Source organism: Rhizobium sp. 01T437, from assembly GCF_056398505.1.
In genome coordinates this window covers 1-14,165 of record NZ_JBFTPM010000011.1, presented here as the reverse complement: position 1 = coordinate 14,165, position 14,165 = coordinate 1, and the positions used below count along the sequence as shown (strand labels likewise).

Here is a 14,165-nt window from a genome sequence, read left to right as displayed (position 1 = left end):
CTTATTGCCCGAGCAGCGTCTTCTTGAGCGCATTACCTGATAGAGCCGGCGACTGCGTATCGGCGAGCGGCGGCGCGCCCGAAGGCGAGGTGAGGATGGTCGACGGCGCGCCCTTCACCTTTTCGGAGGCGCGGCGTGCGGCGGCGGACTGGGCCGCGGCATAATCAGGCGTCTTCTGCTGGGCGTATTCAGGCGGCGCCTGCGGCGGCTCGGCTTTCGGCGGCGAGGAGAACATGCACATGAGGGTCATCCGATCGTGAGGGGTGAGCGGTTGAGCCGGGCGGAGGAGGGTGGTGTCGCCGTTCCTCCAGCCGGTTCGGCATCGATGGGAGGCAGCCTGCGGGTGAATGGTTGTGGGGGTGAAATGGGGCGATGGATATTTGCTGATGGAAGCGTTGTGCCGTGTGGCCCCCTCATCCGACCCTTCGGGCCACCTTCTCCCCGCTGGGGCGAAGGGGGAGCTAGCCTTATCGCCTTCAAATATCTCTACCAGAGAGGGGCGCGGGCGGCCGCCTCACCCCCTTCTCCCCAGCGGGGAGAAGGTGCCCGAAGGGCGGATGAGGGGGCCACACGGCACAACTCTTTCATCAAACCCAAGCGCACATCGCCCGCAGCACTGCTGCTATTTCAGTACTCTCTAACTCATGCTATCAATCCGAGCATCCCGGTCACTGTTCATCCCAACACCCGGACCGTGGGAAGAAGCGCCATGAACAAACAGCAGGTCGCAGCCCTCTTCGCCCATCTCGAACAGGGCGATGGCGCCGGTTTCTTCGCCCAGGTCGCCGACGACGTCGACTGGACAGTCATGGGCACCCATCCGCTCGCCGGCCATTACCATTCCAAACAGGACTTCCTCGCCGGCACCTTCGCCAAGCTGCACAAAGTCCTGCCCGAAGGCACCCAGCTCTCCACGCAAGACATCCTCATCGACGGCGACTGGGCGATCGTCGAACTCCGATCCATGGCGACAGCCCGCGACGGCATGCGCTTCGACAACCGCTATTGCTGGCTCTGCCGCTTCTCGGGCGAGACGATCGTGGAAGTGCGCGCCTATCTCGACAGCTGGCTGGTCGGCGAGCTTTTCCGGCGCAACCCGATCGGTGCGAGGGGTTCGGCTATCGTTTGAGGGGCGAGGGCATTCCATCCGCCCCTATGGAGCCACCTCGATCCGTCCCTTCATATTGGGATGATAGCGGCAAACATAATCAAACACGCCATCGCCCTTGACCACTGTCGACCCCGACTTGCCCGCCGGGATCACCACTTCGAAACTCCCTTTGGATGTTGCGGTGTGATCCATCACATCCTTATTTCGCCAGAGGATCGTATCTCCCGGCTGCGCCTTGACCACCGCTGGCTTGAACTCCAGCTTTTCGATGGTGACCTCGATCGTGGCAGCGCTTGCGGCCGTTCCGCAAAGGGAAAGGCCGGCCGCAAGGCAGAGTCTCGGCAGGATTGCCATGACCGTCATGACACTCATGACCGTCATTTCAGCATGGAGGCAACATGCTCGGCATGCTGCTCATGGCCTTCGAAGAGCTTCAGGCCGGTTTCGAGCAGGGACTTCAGATCCGGGTTTTGGGCTGCCGGGATCAGTCCTGTCTTCAGCGCCTCGTTGACCTGCTTGTGGTAGGCCACTTCATTATCGACATAGGCCTTGTCGAAGGCGGCGCCCTTGAGCTTGGAGAGTTTCTGCCGCTCCTTTTCGGCCGCCGATGTCAGCGATTTGCTGGTATCATTGTCCTCGGGCGTCACCTTGAGCTTCTTGACGAGATCGAGCGCCTGCTTGTTGACGGCCTCGTGGTCGCGGATCATATCCTTGGCGAAGGCGACGACCTCCTTATTCCCAGATTTCTCGACCGCCTGCTTGGCCGCCGCGATGTCGATGACGCCCGCCGTATAGGCGATATGGGCGATCTGTGGATCGGTGGGTGCTGCGCCGGCGGCAAAAGCCGCGGGGGCGGAGAGCGCGAAAGCGGCAAGCGCGGCGATAAGGTGTTTCTGCATCTGGTCCTCCATCCGGCTGATACCGCCGGTCGATGTTTCCTACGCAGAATTGGATGCCGGTATCGGGCAGACGTTCCCGAAAAGATTTTTCCGGATGTCGGGAACCTTTATCCTGCCCCGGCATCCAATGCGAAAAAGGGATGAGCCATGGCGCAGCAAGTGGAAAGAGCGGCAGAAGAGAGAAGCGATCCGGAGCTGGTGGCGATGGCGCTGGCGCGCGATCCTGAGGGTTTCCGCGCCATCATGCGGCGCTATAACCGCCGGCTGTTCCGCATTGCCCGCGGCATCCTGCGCGATGATGCGACGGCGGAGGATGCCCTGCAGGATGCCTATCTCAAGGCCTTCCGCCACCTTGCCGATTTCCAGGGCGCCAGCGCGTTTTCCACCTGGCTCACGCGCATCGTCATGAACGAGGCGCTCGGCAGGCTTCGCAAAGCAAGCCGCACGCCCGAAGTGCCCGTTGATACCGCCCGGATGCAAAGCCGCATCCTCGATTTCCCCACCGGTTCGCCCATCGACAATCCCGAGACCACCATGGCGCAGCGACAGATCCTGAAACTCGTGGAAGAGGCGACCGACAGCCTGCCGGAAGAATTCCGCCTCGTCTTCATTGCCCGGGTGATCGAGGAGATGAGCGTCGAGGAGACCGCCGAACTGCTCTCCCTCAAGCCCGAGACCGTACGCAGCCGCCTGCACCGGGCGCGCGCATTGCTCCGCCGCCAGCTCGATGAGATGATCGGGCCGATCGCGCTCGATGCGTTTCCCTTTGCCGGCTGGAAATGCGACCAGCTGACCGAGCGGGTGATGGGCGAGCTGATGGGGCGGTGAGGGTGCTATTTCGGCTCGGGCTGCTGGATGACATCAGGCGGCTTATCGCTCTGGCCGCTACCGCCGAACATCTGCACGCCCAATATGCCGACGACGGATGTGATCATCAGCGCCAGGATCAACATCATCAATAGTCTCATGGGCCGATCCGTTACCATTGCTGTCGGGAAGTAACTTCCTTTTCCGGATATCGTTCCTGGCGGCCCTCTAAAGTGTCTCGCGATCTTCGGATCCACTTCCACCCTTTGAGCCTTTGTTTGACGCATCCGTTATCGCAAAACCGCAGCGCATCTTGCGCGCTCTTTATTAGAGACGCGCGATCCAGTCGTGACCAGGATGGCAATCTTGTAACCAGTGCCGAGTTTCGCCGGCCTCATGGCTTGCCACGTTGCTCCTTCGCATCCGGAAGGCCCGGACGGTAGGATACCGTGACCTTTTTGGCTCGGATGAAACCATCCAGCCCGTAGCAGGGGCGAAGCTCGACTTCGATCTCGTCAGGCCGTTCCGGCAAGGCCCGCCCTCTATGCGTCGCGTGGCGCAACGTCAGGCCGGCGATTACATTTTGCCCGCTGAAACCATCCAACTGCAGGTCCATGATTTCCTCGAAGCTAAAGGTGACCACGGCATGTCTATCGAGGATGCTTTGGCCATCAGGATCGACATCGTTGCTGATCCAGCCATGGAGTTTCAGCTCGCTGACGCCGCTGCGGTTAAGCGACAGGCTGATGATTTCCGCGTCGTTGAATGCCGGTTCCTGGCCGAACCAGGCCAGCAATTCCCGACCGCCAGGGATCTCCTCGTAGATCATCGCCATTTACGCGCCAGGTTGATGATGGCTCACGATAACAATCTCGACTGGTTTGGCAATTGACCGGGGCAGGGCGCCGACCTCGAACTTTCTGCGATCCGCCGCGTTCCCGGATCAAAGGAGGCAATCAATGTCCCAACGGAAATTCAAGAAACTCACCCACCGCCTTCTCGGCCGGTTCGATGAAGTTCAAATCCTGCTCGACAAGATCGAGGGCAGCGCCATGAAGTTGCAGACGGCCTGTGACGAGGATGTTGAAGGCGAGCGCGTCACGCACCCGGTCGTCTATCTGCCGCAATGGCCGCGGCATGGGGCGGCTCCGGCTGCCCTGTAGCCCGGCTCAAACGCGGGCAGACTCGCCGGCAAACAGGTCCGCATGCGCGGCAAACAGCGCGCTCAGCCTGTCGATCACCGTGCGCACTTCCGGCCGCTGGCGCTCGTCTTCGTGCACGGTGATCCAGATGTCATAGGTCAGGCTGTCGATGACAGGCCCGGCGCGGACCAGGCCGGGTTCGGCGTCGCCCATGAAGCAGGGCAGCAGGCCGCGGCCGGCGCGAAGAGAGCAGAAGAAATAGCTCGAAAAATCGAAACCACCGAAGATCGCGCCGACGACGGGCAAGATGATATCGTCGGTCAGCGATTTGACCATGCCGCCGAAGACGCCGACTATAATGACGTCAACGGCCAGATCCATGACGTTTCTCTTCGCAATGAATGACTGGAACTCGCTGATAACGCTCATTTTATGTTCTTTAGATGGCCTATGCGCCTTCGTCGGGAATGTTGAGGACTTCGCCGCAGGCCTTGCAGTGGACGGCATCGGCATCGTGGCGCTGCAGGCCGCAGCGATGGCAGGCAAAGGTAACCTTGTGCGGCCGCACCACCGCCTGCGCCAGCCGGACGAAGAGCGAGATGCCGACAATCATCGTGACGACCGAGGTGAGCTTGCCGAGCGTGCCGGGCAGGGTGATGTCGCCGAAGCCCGTCGTGGTGACGGTTGCGACGGTGAAATAGAGCGCATCGACGAAACCTTCGCCGCCTTCCAGGTTGTAGAAGAAGGATGTGTAGACGAAGCCGGTGACGAGGAAGAGGAAGACCACGAAATTGATGACCGCCCGGACAACATCGATCCGGTCGGCACAGCCCATCCTGCGTAGCGCCTCCTTCAGCAGCGGGCTGCGGCCGATCGCCCACAGCCGCATGACCCGCAGGAAGGCGAGGTTGAAGAGCGTGAAGGGAAAGAGCAGCGTCGCCAGTATCAGGAAATCGATCCAGGTCATCGGCCGCAGGATCCAGGTGCGCAGCGACGGGGCGGCAATGGCGCGCGCCGCCATCTCGGCGGCGATCCACAATGCAATCGCGTAATCGATGACGAGATAGGTGGGCGCGGCGCGGAAATAGGGGCCGAGCACGAAGAAGGCGAGAATGGCGATATCGATGACGGTAAAGAGGAAGTGCAGGGCAAGCGCCTTGTGGCCTTCGCCCCGCTCTATCCGCTGAAGTGTGAGGCGCAGCCCCTTGCTGCGCGACGTTTCGTCAAAGATGCCCATGCCGGCGAGATAGCTCGCGGATCGCGTGTATCAATGGCTCGCCGGAGCCGATTTATCGCCTCGCGAAAATTCTTCCGGATCGCTCAGTCCGCCCGCTGCTTGCCACGGGCCTTCTTGCTGACCTTGCGCAGCTCGTCCCTGTCGATGAAATGGTCGGTGACGCCGGCCTCCTTGTCGGGGTGGGAGATTTCCACGTCCAGTTCTTCCGGCAGGTCAAGCGCCTGCTTGGTATTCATGATGCCGAGCGGCACGCGGCCGTCTTCCGTCCTGGCGGCGACTTCGACGAGCAGTTTTGTCTTGTGGGGCATGAAACGCTCCTTTCTCTCAAAGCCCAACGCGGGGCGGACTCGCCTGTTCCATCGAAGGTGGGAATTGCGGGCGAAGGTGGGAATTGCGGGCAGGCATCATGGCGCCCCTTTTCGGAACAAACAGCATGCCGTGGCGTTCGATCCTTGCGAACACACTCATATCATGGAGGATTTTCACATGGGTCGCGGTATTCTTCTCTGGCTTCTCGGCATCCCCCTGCCGATCGTCATTCTTCTCGTTCTGTTCATGCGATAGGGGGCTTACATGTCTCTTGCTGAAGGCAGATACCCTCTCGAAGGTGGGCAGACCGGTGTAATGCCGGTCGAATCCTCGGTCTCGGCCATCGCCTGGGGACCGATCATCGGCGGCGCCGTGGCGGCGACGGGCGTCACGCTCATCCTGCTGCTGCTCGGCTCCGGCGTCGGCCTCACCATGGTGTCGCCCTGGGCGGGACAAAGCAGTTCGGCGGCCACCGTCGGCATCACCGCGGCGATCTGGCTGGTCGTCGTGCAGTGGCTTTCCTCAGCCCTCGGCGGCTATCTGACCGGACGGCTCAGGACCAAATGGGCAGCGGTGCATACGGATGAAGTGTTCTTCCGCGATACGGCCCACGGTTTCCTCAGCTGGGCGCTCGCGACCGTCTTCGTCGCCGGCTTTCTGGCCTCGTCGCTGACCTCGCTTGCGGGGGCAGGGGCAAGTGCCGCCGGTCAGGCCGCCATGGCCGCCGGTGTGGCCGGAACCTCAGCCGCCGCTTCGGCCTCGGACACGAATTCGGTCGGTGCACCCACCGCCTATTTCACCGATGCGCTGCTGCGGCCCGAGAATATCGCCAACCGCGCCGATGAGGATAATGGCGCGGCAGCTGCCGAAATCTCCCGCATCCTCCTGCAGGGGGCGGCGAACGGCTCGGTGCCGGATGGCGACAAGACCTATATTGCCGGCATCGTCTCGGCCCGAACGGGGCTTTCCGAAGCAGACGCCCGCGCCAGGGTCGATACGGTGCTGAAGCAGATCGACGATGCCAAGGTTGCAGCGCAGGCTGCAGCCGACAAGGCCCGTAAGGCGGCCGCAACCTCGGCTTTGATCGGCTCGCTGTCGCTGCTGGTCGGCGCCTTCATCGCCGCTGCGGCCGCCGCTTTCGGCGGGCATCAGCGGGACGAGGAGGAGGATCTGATCGCGACCAGCCGCGGACCGCTGGTCTAGCGAGATCATGCGGCGCCCGGTGCGGGCGCCGCATGACACTTCAGGCAGCCTGGGGCGGTCTCGGTGCCACGGGCTAGCTTTGCGCATTCATCGTCGTTCTACTTCCATATTTCCCAGGCGAAACATCTGCGCGAAAAATGCCTTGTCGGGCAGGCGGCGCAGCAGGGCGGCGATCGCGGCACACGCCGCGACGGCGAAAATGAGCCGGCCGGTCAGAACGCCGTGCAAGTCCGCGCCGAGCGAGATCACCACGATCGTGTCCTCGATCACACTATGCGCGAAGCCCATGAATACGCATGACAGAAAGATCTGGCGCGGCGATATCGCCCCCGATTGCGCCTCACGGATCAGCAGGCCGGCGCCGTAGGAAATGCCCAGAAACAGGCCGATAGCCGTGAGATGTTCGGCTTCGCCCCGGATGCCGGCGAGGCGCAGCACTGGCGAAAGCGCCTTCATCATCAGGCCCAGCAGCCCGGTCACCTTGAGAATTTCCAGGCCCCAGGACAGGACGACGAGAATGACCAGCATCCAGACCATGGTCTCGACAAGGCCCCTGATATAGTCGGCCCAGTCGGGCGTTACGCTCATCGGCAGCCAGACAGGATTGACCTGATGGGAGAGCCAGCCTGTCGCGGCCAGAACATGGTGCAGCATGAAGGCATAGAGCAGGCCGCCCGCAATACGCAGCGTGGTCGTCGCGATCATGCCCGGACCCGCCTTCTGGATGATCTTCTGCTCGATCGGCAGACCATGCGCGAACAGGATGAGGGCCGAGAATACCGTGATGTCAGCGACGCTGAGCGAGGATGCGGGAACGAGGGTGAAAACGAGCGGAACCGCACCCCAGATCCCGACCAGCATGCCCGTCAGCCAGGCCACGCCCAGCTCCGGAGGCAAACCGATCAGGTTCATGACGGGCGCAAAGACGGGGGCGACCGCCTTGACCGCTCCCATCCTCGACAAGAGCTCGGTGATAACGGCGATCGGTATCGTGATGCGGACAAGCACCCAGTAAATTCCGAGTGTTTCCCGGGTATTGCGGCGGATGAGCGATAAGAACGACATTTGAGACCCCCTTGATGGTGCCTCAATCTGTTAGCCCCGTTCGCTTCGAATTTGTGGTCAAAGATTGCAGATCTATGCAATTTTATTGCAATGGCGCGTCTGACCGGTATGCTCGCCGGCATGGACCGTATCGACCGAAAACTTCTGAACCTGATGCAGCGCGACGCATCGCGCACGAATATCGATATGGCCGATGAGGTGGGCCTGTCCCCCTCCAGCTGCCTGCGCCGCGTACAGCGGCTGCACAAATCGGGCGTGATCGACCGCATCGTCGCAATCCTCAATCCCGCCAGGGCCGGACGTGGGATCAAGGCGCTGGTGACGGTGGAAATGAAGTTGCATGGCGAGGCGCATATGCGCCGCTTTCTGGATATCGCGGTCGCCGAAGATGCCGTTTCGCAAGCCTATTCCGTCACCGGCGAAACCGATGTCGTTCTGATGCTGCGGCTGCGCGACATGGAAGAATTCGACTCTCTGTGCGACAGGCTTTTCCGCGACGAAAACAATGTCGCCCGCTTTTTCACCATGATCGTTATCCGCACGGCGAAAGAGGAGACTGCCATCAGGCTTTGATCGGCTCGCCGTGGCGGCCGGCTGCCGCTCTCAAAATGATGTCACGGCCCTGAACCCGAAAATCGCTGCATTCTGTATCCGCGAATTCGGCTTGTCGGGATCGGCTGCATTGCCGCCGGGTCGGATGACATATTGAAAGAATGGCTGGGCCGTAAACCATGGCGTGACGGCCGCCTGATATGTGGCTTCGATCACGGCTTCGGAGCTTGGAACCGGCTGCGACGTCCCATTTAAGGCATTTTCGGCCTTTACCAGATCCGACATGCCCGAACTCATGCTGGCATAGGCAAAGCTCACGCCGGCTGTGTCATTGTCGCGGCCCGGCAGAAGCCCCTTGTAGGCAAGGCCCAGATCAAAATACCAGTTCATGCTGTTGCGCTCCTGCTGCGGCGCAACCGCGATACGGACGAATCCATTGAGGCCATTGTCCGTACTCCCGGGCTCCTGCCAGAGCGTCTGATCGACAACCGCATAGACCGCAAAATTGCCCGAGAGCTGGCGCGGACTGCCGCTCGACAAGGGGTCGGCGAGCGAGACGCCGTTCGATGCGGTGGACAAACTGTCGAACTGCTCGGAATTGTACCAGGCGCCGATCTTGTAGGTACCCGGCAAGCCGGGCTCGCCCTTTCCAGGGGAATAGGCATAAGCCGCCTCGGCAATCGCAAGCACGCCATCGCCAAGAGGAAACCCCAGTCCATTGGCATTGCCATCGGGGTCAGACCCGGTCGGGCTGCCATTGAAGACGGCAGCCTGCAGCGTCCAGGCATCGTCGGGCTTGACGATGATCTGAGCGCCGGGAACGGCGAAGGGATAGGCCGGTCCGCCTCCGGGCAGATCTGCGGCAAAAATGCCGGGCCATCCGAATGTCGAGTTGACGAAGAGGCTCGCCGTATTGCTGATCGCGAAACTCTGGTCCGCCAGGATCTGCCCGAGCTTCACCGTCACCTTATCGTTCATCAGGCTCTGCGAGAGATAGAATTCCCCGAGCCTGAAACCGGGATCGGCTTCCACCGAGGTTACCGTCAGAAGATTGCCGATATCCTTGCCGGACAGGCCCTGGCCCTGGATCGCATAACCGGAAATATGGATGGCGCCGCCGGTCCAGCCGACCAGCCGGTCCATGTCGAAATCGCCCTGCAATTGGAAAAGACCGTCATAGGCCGTTCCTCTTTTCACGCCGCCCGATACGTTGCCGAGCACATCGCTGGTCTGCGACATCGTGAAAGTGACGCCCTGGTCCCGCAGCCAATTGCGATAGCCGTGCCAATCGCCTGTCAGTGTCGTATCGGCATAGGATGGCGGTGCCGTATCATCCGCCCGTGCGCCCGCGCCGTAAACAGCAATCGCAAACACAAGGGCGGCGCCGGGTCGTTTTTTCATTCTCTTCCCTTTTTCGGAGGCTCTGATTTGGGAGGATGCAAAGGGACTCACCTGTAGCGCCTTTGGCGCGAATATGAGCTCGCTATCATTGGAACGATTTGCGCAGCGGGGCAAGTTTTGTGCTCTTATGCAGCAAGTGCCATCAACCACGCGCTCATTTACGAGCCAGATTGCCACTTGATACTGCCGGAACGTTTCGCTCTCCGAGGTCCCAATAAAGCCCTGCCATCAACGCGAGCCCTTCACGCGCGATATTCATGGGCAGATGCTCGTTCGGCGCATGCTGAGAGCACCCCGGATATGAGTGCGGTATCCACACGGTCGGAAGCTGCAGCGTTTCAGAGAAGGCATCATTCGGCAGCGAGCCGCCGAGGTTCGGCAGTATGGCCGGCTTTTTCCCTGTTGTACGGCTGATCGAGTCCACTACCCAGTTAACCCAAGGATGCTCAGGATCGAGCCGCGTGGCACGAAAGACCTCATCGCTTGCCTGCGCTATTTGAACCTGGGAAAAACCGTGATGATCCAGGTGACGGCGCAGAGCCGGCAAGACATTTTCCACGTCAATACCGACGACGAACCGTAACTGACAGCGGGCCCAGGCTCTCGCAGGAATAGCCCCAACAGGCGTTCTCGGGTTTCCGGCCTCGAAGGCGAGGACAGCAAATGAACACCAGGCGAACAGCTTTTCCGCTGGCGTCAGCCCAGGCTCGCCCCAGTTCGGATCAATCTGCGGGCCTTCGGCATCGCTCTCGACCTCACAATCCGCAAGCACTCGACGAACATTGTCCGGGATACTCACCGGAAGCCATTCCGGAACAAGAATCTTGCCAGAGGGCTCAGTGATACTGGCGATCGCATGGGCAAGCTGGATTGCAGGATCGGAGAGAAGACCGCCCCAGTTACCGGAATGATGGCCGCCCTTGCGCGCATCGATCCAGATGTCAAAGCTGATCGCGCCGCGAGATCCCAGAAAGACGGTCGGCCGCGCGGCGGAAAGTCGGGGACCATCCGAGGCGATCAGCACGTCGGCGCGGAATAATTCCTTATGGGCGTCAACCAGTGCATGCAGGCCAGGGGAAATTCTTTCCTCCCCCATCTCAATCAGATACTTGGCATTGAATCCGAGTTTCCCGCGCGTCTCCAATACCGCCCGGAGCGCGCCGATGTTGACGGTATGCTGACCTTTATTGTCGGCGACACCGCGACCGTACCACCTGCCGTCCCGCTCGATGAGTTGCCAGGGAGAAAGCCCGTCGGCCCATTCATTATCGAGCCCCCGTATGACGTCACCGTGGCCATAACCCAGCACCGTCGGCCGAAGGGCGTCCTCGTGGCGCTCGACATAAAGGAAAGGCCAGCCGTTTTGGGAAAGCTTGCGACATTGAAAGCCAAGGGCTTCAAAGGCGGGTGTCATCTCACTATCGAGATACTGATCGAGAACCGCTGCACGATCGGGGTTCTGGCTCTCGGTCGGCATCGCGACACGTCGCGCCAGATCCTTCCGAAAATCGCCGGAAGCGAAGTAAGACTCTGCTCTGGCAATAGCGGCGTCTCGGCTCATGCCTGCAACCTAACACGAGAGGGAATTGGCCGGAATGGTCAAAGAGGCATGCAACAACGATCGCGTTGGGCCATGAGGGCTTTGGTGACATCTGCTGCATGATGCCGAGGTTTTCTCGGGTGCGGAATATTCGATTGCACTCGCCCCGCCACCAGTTCGGAACTCGCCATCCATCATCTCCATGTCGTCGCACACCGCGGTTGTTCGCGGGGTGCGACAATGGTTCGTCATGATGGATGTGATCTTGCCGGTGCCGTATCCGGCACCATGGCGTCACGGCTTGGCGAGATGCCAAACGCCTTCGGCTCCGTCACCGTGGATATCTCCACGCATGGAATCGAAGTGATAGGTGTATAGCGGCGAGCCGTTGTAGGCCCACTGGGTTACCCCGGTCGGTCGCGTGACAACGCTCCAGGGCCCGGATGCCTTGGCACCGGCTGGTGCCACGAAGGGAGGCCAGGCGAGGGCACACAGCAGGGTGCAGGATGACTTGCCGGGCTGGTCCTTGTCGAAGGTGTAGAGCGATTGGCCGTCAGCGTCCGCCAACAGCTTTTGCTGTCCGCTCATAACGACTGTGGCAGGCGACGCGGTCTTTGCCTCTGCAGCCGAGAGTGAGATCAGAGCGAGGCCAAGTGAGATTACCAGGCCTTTCGTGGTACCAGACATTTTGGGGTCCTTTCTGCCGCAACCCTGTGCCACAGGAGGGGTTCCTGCCGGCCACAGGCGGCGTTTGGTTCAGGTGTTGGTGAGATCAGTTTGCGGGTAGCTAACCCTTGGCAGCAGGTGCCGGCGGCACCGGCAGAATGATTTCTGAAGCAACCTTCCAGTCCTTTCCGATATGAAGCCAGTCGATGATCATCAGGAACGGTTTGGGCGTCCCGTCCTGGCCGGCATAGGAGACGGTGATGTTCATCGGCGCGTAGGATTCCGCCACGTCAGGCGTCAAGCCGACGATCTTGAGCTTGGTGTAATCAGGCTCAAGCACGACCGGGCCGGATGTACCGATGTCGTGCAGCTTCCGGTCGATCGCTTCGTTGCCCCAGAAACCTGCCCAGTTTCCCTCGGCGGGAACGGCGCTCTTGGCGACGAGGAGGGCTGAGGGAGATTGCCAGAACATCCCGTGAAGCCCCCCAAAATCGTGCCGGTTGGCGAGCTCCATCAGCCTGGCGAACTCTGATTTGATCCTGTTCGTGGTCTGAGCGTTCAGTGGTTTCTCGTTGGCGGAAGCAGCAACCGAGGGCGCGGCGGAAACGGCCAGGGCAAAGGCCGCGGCCCATAATGTCTTATGCATGTCATTGTTGCCTTTGCGGATTTGACGACGGGTCGTCAAGACGGACATGATCTTATGGGCTTTCTCGAACCGGTACCCACCGTGCGCCCGGCAAGCCGGGTGGACGCGTGATACCCGTGGGCGGATCGTCAGCAAAGGCGAGCGGCCGCTCATCGCCTGGCAGGGCGCACTCCGTTCCATGACCGTCTCTCCGTTGTCCAAGAGTGACTGTTTTCAGCCCCATCAGGATCACCGGGTTAGCCGGGATTTGTAACTATACGAAGGTACAGAAAGCGGTAGATGAAGGGGTGAGTACAAAGTTCGGTGAGCCTGATGTGATCGTGCCGGCCTGCCGTCGTGACGGACCGCTTGGCTCGGCCGCGGCGTGCGCGATCTGCGGGCGGATCTCAGGTAAGGCGGCTCTTGCAAAAGTGAGCCGCTGCACACAGTTGATGGGTTCAATGTCCTCGGGAACGGAGAAGAATGCAGCGTATCAAGACCTGGCTAAACCAGTGTGAGCCGATGACCCTCATCACCTTCGCCTGCATTGCCGGCGGCCTCTTCCTGCTGCAGCGGCTGACGAGCGAGGTGCTGGAAGGCGAAACACTTGGCTTCGACCAGACGATCCTGCTCTGGCTGCGCCAGCCCGGCGATCTCGGCCGGCCGATCGGCCCGCAATGGCTCGTTCATGCGATGGGCGACATTACCAGCCTCGGCGGCGTCACCGTTCTGACGCTGCTGACATTGCTTGCGACCGCCTATCTGCTGCTCGACCGCAAGACTGTCATCGCCGTCTTCCTGTTCCTCTCGGTTCTCTCGGGCTGGCTGGCGAGCACGGGTCTCAAGATCATCATTGCCCGCGCAAGGCCTGACGTTGTTCCGCATCTCGTCGATGTCAACGATCTGAGCTTCCCGAGCGGCCATGCGATGGTCTCTGCCGTCACCTACCTCACGCTCGGGGCGCTTCTCGCCCGCACGCAGCGCTTCCGTGCCACGCGCATCTTCGTCATGGGGGCAGGCATCTTCCTCGCCGTCACCATCGGCCTCAGCCGCATCTATCTCGGCGTCCATTACCCGACGGATGTGCTGGCCGGCTGGGGGGCGGGTTCGCTCTGGGCGCTGCTGTGCTGGCTGGTGTCGAAGCGTTTCATTGTGCGGGCGGATGGAGAGGGGCAGGGCGGGGGGGCGTGAGGGTTCTTATGGAGGCCTGGTAGGCTGCCTTTGAACGAGGCGCCACCCCAACCTCCCTTGCGTGTGGTCCGAAGGTATCTATTGTCGACGAATGCCGGGCGGTTGGGAGTATCTAATGTCGGCAGTGCCATTCTCAAAGATTTCGACGCCGTTCAACGCGCTGTTCGCTACAATCGGTCTCTTGGTCGTTGCTGCACTGACGACGCAGGGCCTTACTGGTCAGGAGAGGCTTGTCTTTGAGCTGCTACTTGCGGCAATTTGGCTTGCTTATGTCCTCCAATTGAGCGGCACATTGCTTTCACGGCGACACCGCTTGTCGGGCGGGATGCCGGCCCTCGTGATCGATTTGCTCGCGGTTCTGGTTCCGGCTGCTGCATTCTTGTTCGTTGGGTCCCGTGATCGAAACCTCTATTGCGC

General features: G+C 61.0%; 18 protein-coding genes and 3 pseudogenes. 7 read left to right on the top strand and 14 right to left on the bottom strand.

Annotated features, from left to right (window positions below; translation table 11 throughout):
- Position 1: 1 nt before the first annotated feature.
- Positions 2-241, bottom strand: coding sequence for a hypothetical protein (locus tag AC1DM5_RS22500; protein WP_439015548.1), 240 nt, complete (start codon positions 239-241; stop codon positions 2-4).
- Between the two features lie 468 nt (positions 242-709).
- Here AC1DM5_RS22500 and AC1DM5_RS22495 point away from each other — a divergent pair, with 468 nt between their 5' ends.
- The gene (locus AC1DM5_RS22495) at positions 710-1,129 is read left to right on the top strand and encodes a nuclear transport factor 2 family protein (RefSeq protein WP_477823160.1); all 420 of its coding nucleotides are present in this window, start codon (positions 710-712) and stop codon (positions 1,127-1,129) included.
- Between the two features lie 24 nt (positions 1,130-1,153).
- Here the strand turns inward: AC1DM5_RS22495 and AC1DM5_RS22490 are convergent, their stop codons facing one another.
- Both AC1DM5_RS22490 and AC1DM5_RS22485 read right to left on the bottom strand, forming a co-directional pair.
- Positions 1,154-1,474, bottom strand: a complete 321-nt coding sequence (locus AC1DM5_RS22490; RefSeq protein WP_477823175.1) for a cupredoxin domain-containing protein — start codon at positions 1,472-1,474, stop codon at positions 1,154-1,156.
- Between the two features lie 14 nt (positions 1,475-1,488).
- The gene (locus AC1DM5_RS22485; RefSeq protein WP_477823161.1) at positions 1,489-2,010 is read right to left on the bottom strand and encodes a DUF4142 domain-containing protein; all 522 of its coding nucleotides are present in this window, start codon (positions 2,008-2,010) and stop codon (positions 1,489-1,491) included.
- A 147-nt stretch (positions 2,011-2,157) separates the two neighbouring features.
- Here AC1DM5_RS22485 and AC1DM5_RS22480 point away from each other — a divergent pair, with 147 nt between their 5' ends.
- Positions 2,158-2,838: an RNA polymerase sigma factor gene (locus AC1DM5_RS22480; RefSeq protein ID WP_477823162.1), complete on the top strand. Its 681-nt coding sequence runs from the start codon at positions 2,158-2,160 to the stop codon at positions 2,836-2,838.
- Between the two features lie 5 nt (positions 2,839-2,843).
- Here AC1DM5_RS22480 and AC1DM5_RS22475 read toward each other — a convergent pair whose 3' ends face one another.
- Together AC1DM5_RS22475 and AC1DM5_RS22470 are read right to left on the bottom strand one after the other, a co-directional pair.
- A complete protein-coding gene (locus AC1DM5_RS22475) occupies positions 2,844-2,978 on the bottom strand; it encodes a hypothetical protein (protein ID WP_477823163.1) in 135 nt (44 codons plus the stop codon).
- A gap of 233 nt (positions 2,979-3,211) precedes the next feature.
- The gene (locus AC1DM5_RS22470; protein WP_477975664.1) at positions 3,212-3,652 is read right to left on the bottom strand and encodes an Imm50 family immunity protein; all 441 of its coding nucleotides are present in this window, start codon (positions 3,650-3,652) and stop codon (positions 3,212-3,214) included.
- Between the two features lie 124 nt (positions 3,653-3,776).
- Here AC1DM5_RS22470 and AC1DM5_RS22465 point away from each other — a divergent pair, with 124 nt between their 5' ends.
- Complete coding sequence (locus AC1DM5_RS22465) at positions 3,777-3,980, top strand: hypothetical protein (protein WP_477823165.1); 204 nt, start codon at positions 3,777-3,779, stop codon at positions 3,978-3,980.
- A 6-nt stretch (positions 3,981-3,986) separates the two neighbouring features.
- On the opposite strand, the pseudogene AC1DM5_RS22460 reads toward AC1DM5_RS22465, so the two are convergent.
- The 4 genes and pseudogenes from AC1DM5_RS22460 to AC1DM5_RS22445 form a co-directional block, all read right to left on the bottom strand.
- Positions 3,987-4,199: pseudogene (locus AC1DM5_RS22460) on the bottom strand (LysR family transcriptional regulator); the annotation flags it as partial.
- A 15-nt stretch (positions 4,200-4,214) separates the two neighbouring features.
- A pseudogene (locus AC1DM5_RS22455) lies at positions 4,215-4,388 on the bottom strand (MscL family protein); the annotation flags it as partial.
- A gap of 19 nt (positions 4,389-4,407) precedes the next feature.
- Positions 4,408-5,196, bottom strand: coding sequence for a potassium channel family protein (locus AC1DM5_RS22450; RefSeq protein ID WP_477823166.1), 789 nt, complete (start codon positions 5,194-5,196; stop codon positions 4,408-4,410).
- A gap of 83 nt (positions 5,197-5,279) precedes the next feature.
- The gene (locus AC1DM5_RS22445; RefSeq protein ID WP_477823167.1) at positions 5,280-5,504 is read right to left on the bottom strand and encodes a hypothetical protein; all 225 of its coding nucleotides are present in this window, start codon (positions 5,502-5,504) and stop codon (positions 5,280-5,282) included.
- A 265-nt stretch (positions 5,505-5,769) separates the two neighbouring features.
- Between AC1DM5_RS22445 and AC1DM5_RS22440 the strand changes: the two genes are divergently transcribed.
- A complete protein-coding gene (locus AC1DM5_RS22440; RefSeq protein WP_477823168.1) occupies positions 5,770-6,708 on the top strand; it encodes a hypothetical protein in 939 nt (312 codons plus the stop codon).
- Between the two features lie 87 nt (positions 6,709-6,795).
- On the opposite strand, the gene AC1DM5_RS22435 is transcribed toward AC1DM5_RS22440, so the two are convergent.
- Entirely contained in the window at positions 6,796-7,773 is a 978-nt protein-coding gene (locus AC1DM5_RS22435; protein ID WP_477823169.1) for a nucleoside recognition domain-containing protein, read from the bottom strand.
- 120 nt (positions 7,774-7,893) lie between these two features.
- Between AC1DM5_RS22435 and AC1DM5_RS22430 the strand changes: the two genes are divergently transcribed.
- A complete protein-coding gene (locus tag AC1DM5_RS22430) occupies positions 7,894-8,346 on the top strand; it encodes an Lrp/AsnC family transcriptional regulator (protein WP_477823176.1) in 453 nt (150 codons plus the stop codon).
- Between the two features lie 30 nt (positions 8,347-8,376).
- On the opposite strand, the gene AC1DM5_RS22425 is transcribed toward AC1DM5_RS22430, so the two are convergent.
- From AC1DM5_RS22425 to AC1DM5_RS22410, 4 genes are all read right to left on the bottom strand, one after another.
- Positions 8,377-9,726 carry a carbohydrate porin gene (locus AC1DM5_RS22425; protein ID WP_477823170.1) on the bottom strand — a complete coding sequence of 450 codons (1,350 nt, stop codon included), beginning with the start codon at positions 9,724-9,726 and terminating at the stop codon, positions 8,377-8,379.
- 154 nt (positions 9,727-9,880) lie between these two features.
- Entirely contained in the window at positions 9,881-11,287 is a 1,407-nt protein-coding gene (locus AC1DM5_RS22420; RefSeq protein WP_477823171.1) for a M20 family metallopeptidase, read from the bottom strand.
- Positions 11,288-11,560: 273 nt separating this feature from the next.
- On the bottom strand, positions 11,561-11,953 hold the full coding sequence (locus AC1DM5_RS22415; RefSeq protein ID WP_477823172.1) for a COG4315 family predicted lipoprotein: 393 nt from the start codon (positions 11,951-11,953) through the stop codon (positions 11,561-11,563).
- Positions 11,954-12,053: 100 nt separating this feature from the next.
- Positions 12,054-12,578, bottom strand: a complete 525-nt coding sequence (locus tag AC1DM5_RS22410) for a hypothetical protein (protein ID WP_477823173.1) — start codon at positions 12,576-12,578, stop codon at positions 12,054-12,056.
- Between the two features lie 462 nt (positions 12,579-13,040).
- Here AC1DM5_RS22410 and AC1DM5_RS22405 point away from each other — a divergent pair, with 462 nt between their 5' ends.
- Both AC1DM5_RS22405 and AC1DM5_RS22400 read left to right on the top strand, forming a co-directional pair.
- Positions 13,041-13,748 carry a phosphatase PAP2 family protein gene (locus AC1DM5_RS22405; RefSeq protein ID WP_477823174.1) on the top strand — a complete coding sequence of 236 codons (708 nt, stop codon included), beginning with the start codon at positions 13,041-13,043 and terminating at the stop codon, positions 13,746-13,748.
- A gap of 115 nt (positions 13,749-13,863) precedes the next feature.
- A pseudogene (locus tag AC1DM5_RS22400) lies at positions 13,864-14,165 on the top strand (hypothetical protein); the annotation flags it as partial.

Bases quoted from the DNA above. Each gene is read 5' to 3' on its own strand.
- AC1DM5_RS22500 (WP_439015548.1), bottom strand. From the start codon at position 241: ATGTGCATGTTCTCCTCGCCGCCGAAAGCCGAGCCGCCGCAGGCGCCG.
- AC1DM5_RS22495 (WP_477823160.1), top strand. From the start codon at position 710: ATGAACAAACAGCAGGTCGCAGCCCTCTTCGCCCATCTCGAACAGGGC.
- AC1DM5_RS22490 (WP_477823175.1), bottom strand. From the start codon at position 1,474: ATGACGGTCATGGCAATCCTGCCGAGACTCTGCCTTGCGGCCGGCCTT.
- AC1DM5_RS22485 (WP_477823161.1), bottom strand. From the start codon at position 2,010: ATGCAGAAACACCTTATCGCCGCGCTTGCCGCTTTCGCGCTCTCCGCC.
- AC1DM5_RS22480 (WP_477823162.1), top strand. From the start codon at position 2,158: ATGGCGCAGCAAGTGGAAAGAGCGGCAGAAGAGAGAAGCGATCCGGAG.
- AC1DM5_RS22475 (WP_477823163.1), bottom strand. From the start codon at position 2,978: ATGAGACTATTGATGATGTTGATCCTGGCGCTGATGATCACATCCGTC.
- AC1DM5_RS22470 (WP_477975664.1), bottom strand. From the start codon at position 3,652: ATGGCGATGATCTACGAGGAGATCCCTGGCGGTCGGGAATTGCTGGCC.
- AC1DM5_RS22465 (WP_477823165.1), top strand. From the start codon at position 3,777: ATGTCCCAACGGAAATTCAAGAAACTCACCCACCGCCTTCTCGGCCGG.
- AC1DM5_RS22450 (WP_477823166.1), bottom strand. From the start codon at position 5,196: ATGGGCATCTTTGACGAAACGTCGCGCAGCAAGGGGCTGCGCCTCACA.
- AC1DM5_RS22445 (WP_477823167.1), bottom strand. From the start codon at position 5,504: ATGCCCCACAAGACAAAACTGCTCGTCGAAGTCGCCGCCAGGACGGAA.
- AC1DM5_RS22440 (WP_477823168.1), top strand. From the start codon at position 5,770: ATGTCTCTTGCTGAAGGCAGATACCCTCTCGAAGGTGGGCAGACCGGT.
- AC1DM5_RS22435 (WP_477823169.1), bottom strand. From the start codon at position 7,773: ATGTCGTTCTTATCGCTCATCCGCCGCAATACCCGGGAAACACTCGGA.
- AC1DM5_RS22430 (WP_477823176.1), top strand. From the start codon at position 7,894: ATGGACCGTATCGACCGAAAACTTCTGAACCTGATGCAGCGCGACGCA.
- AC1DM5_RS22425 (WP_477823170.1), bottom strand. From the start codon at position 9,726: ATGAAAAAACGACCCGGCGCCGCCCTTGTGTTTGCGATTGCTGTTTAC.
- AC1DM5_RS22420 (WP_477823171.1), bottom strand. From the start codon at position 11,287: ATGAGCCGAGACGCCGCTATTGCCAGAGCAGAGTCTTACTTCGCTTCC.
- AC1DM5_RS22415 (WP_477823172.1), bottom strand. From the start codon at position 11,953: ATGTCTGGTACCACGAAAGGCCTGGTAATCTCACTTGGCCTCGCTCTG.
- AC1DM5_RS22410 (WP_477823173.1), bottom strand. From the start codon at position 12,578: ATGCATAAGACATTATGGGCCGCGGCCTTTGCCCTGGCCGTTTCCGCC.
- AC1DM5_RS22405 (WP_477823174.1), top strand. From the start codon at position 13,041: ATGCAGCGTATCAAGACCTGGCTAAACCAGTGTGAGCCGATGACCCTC.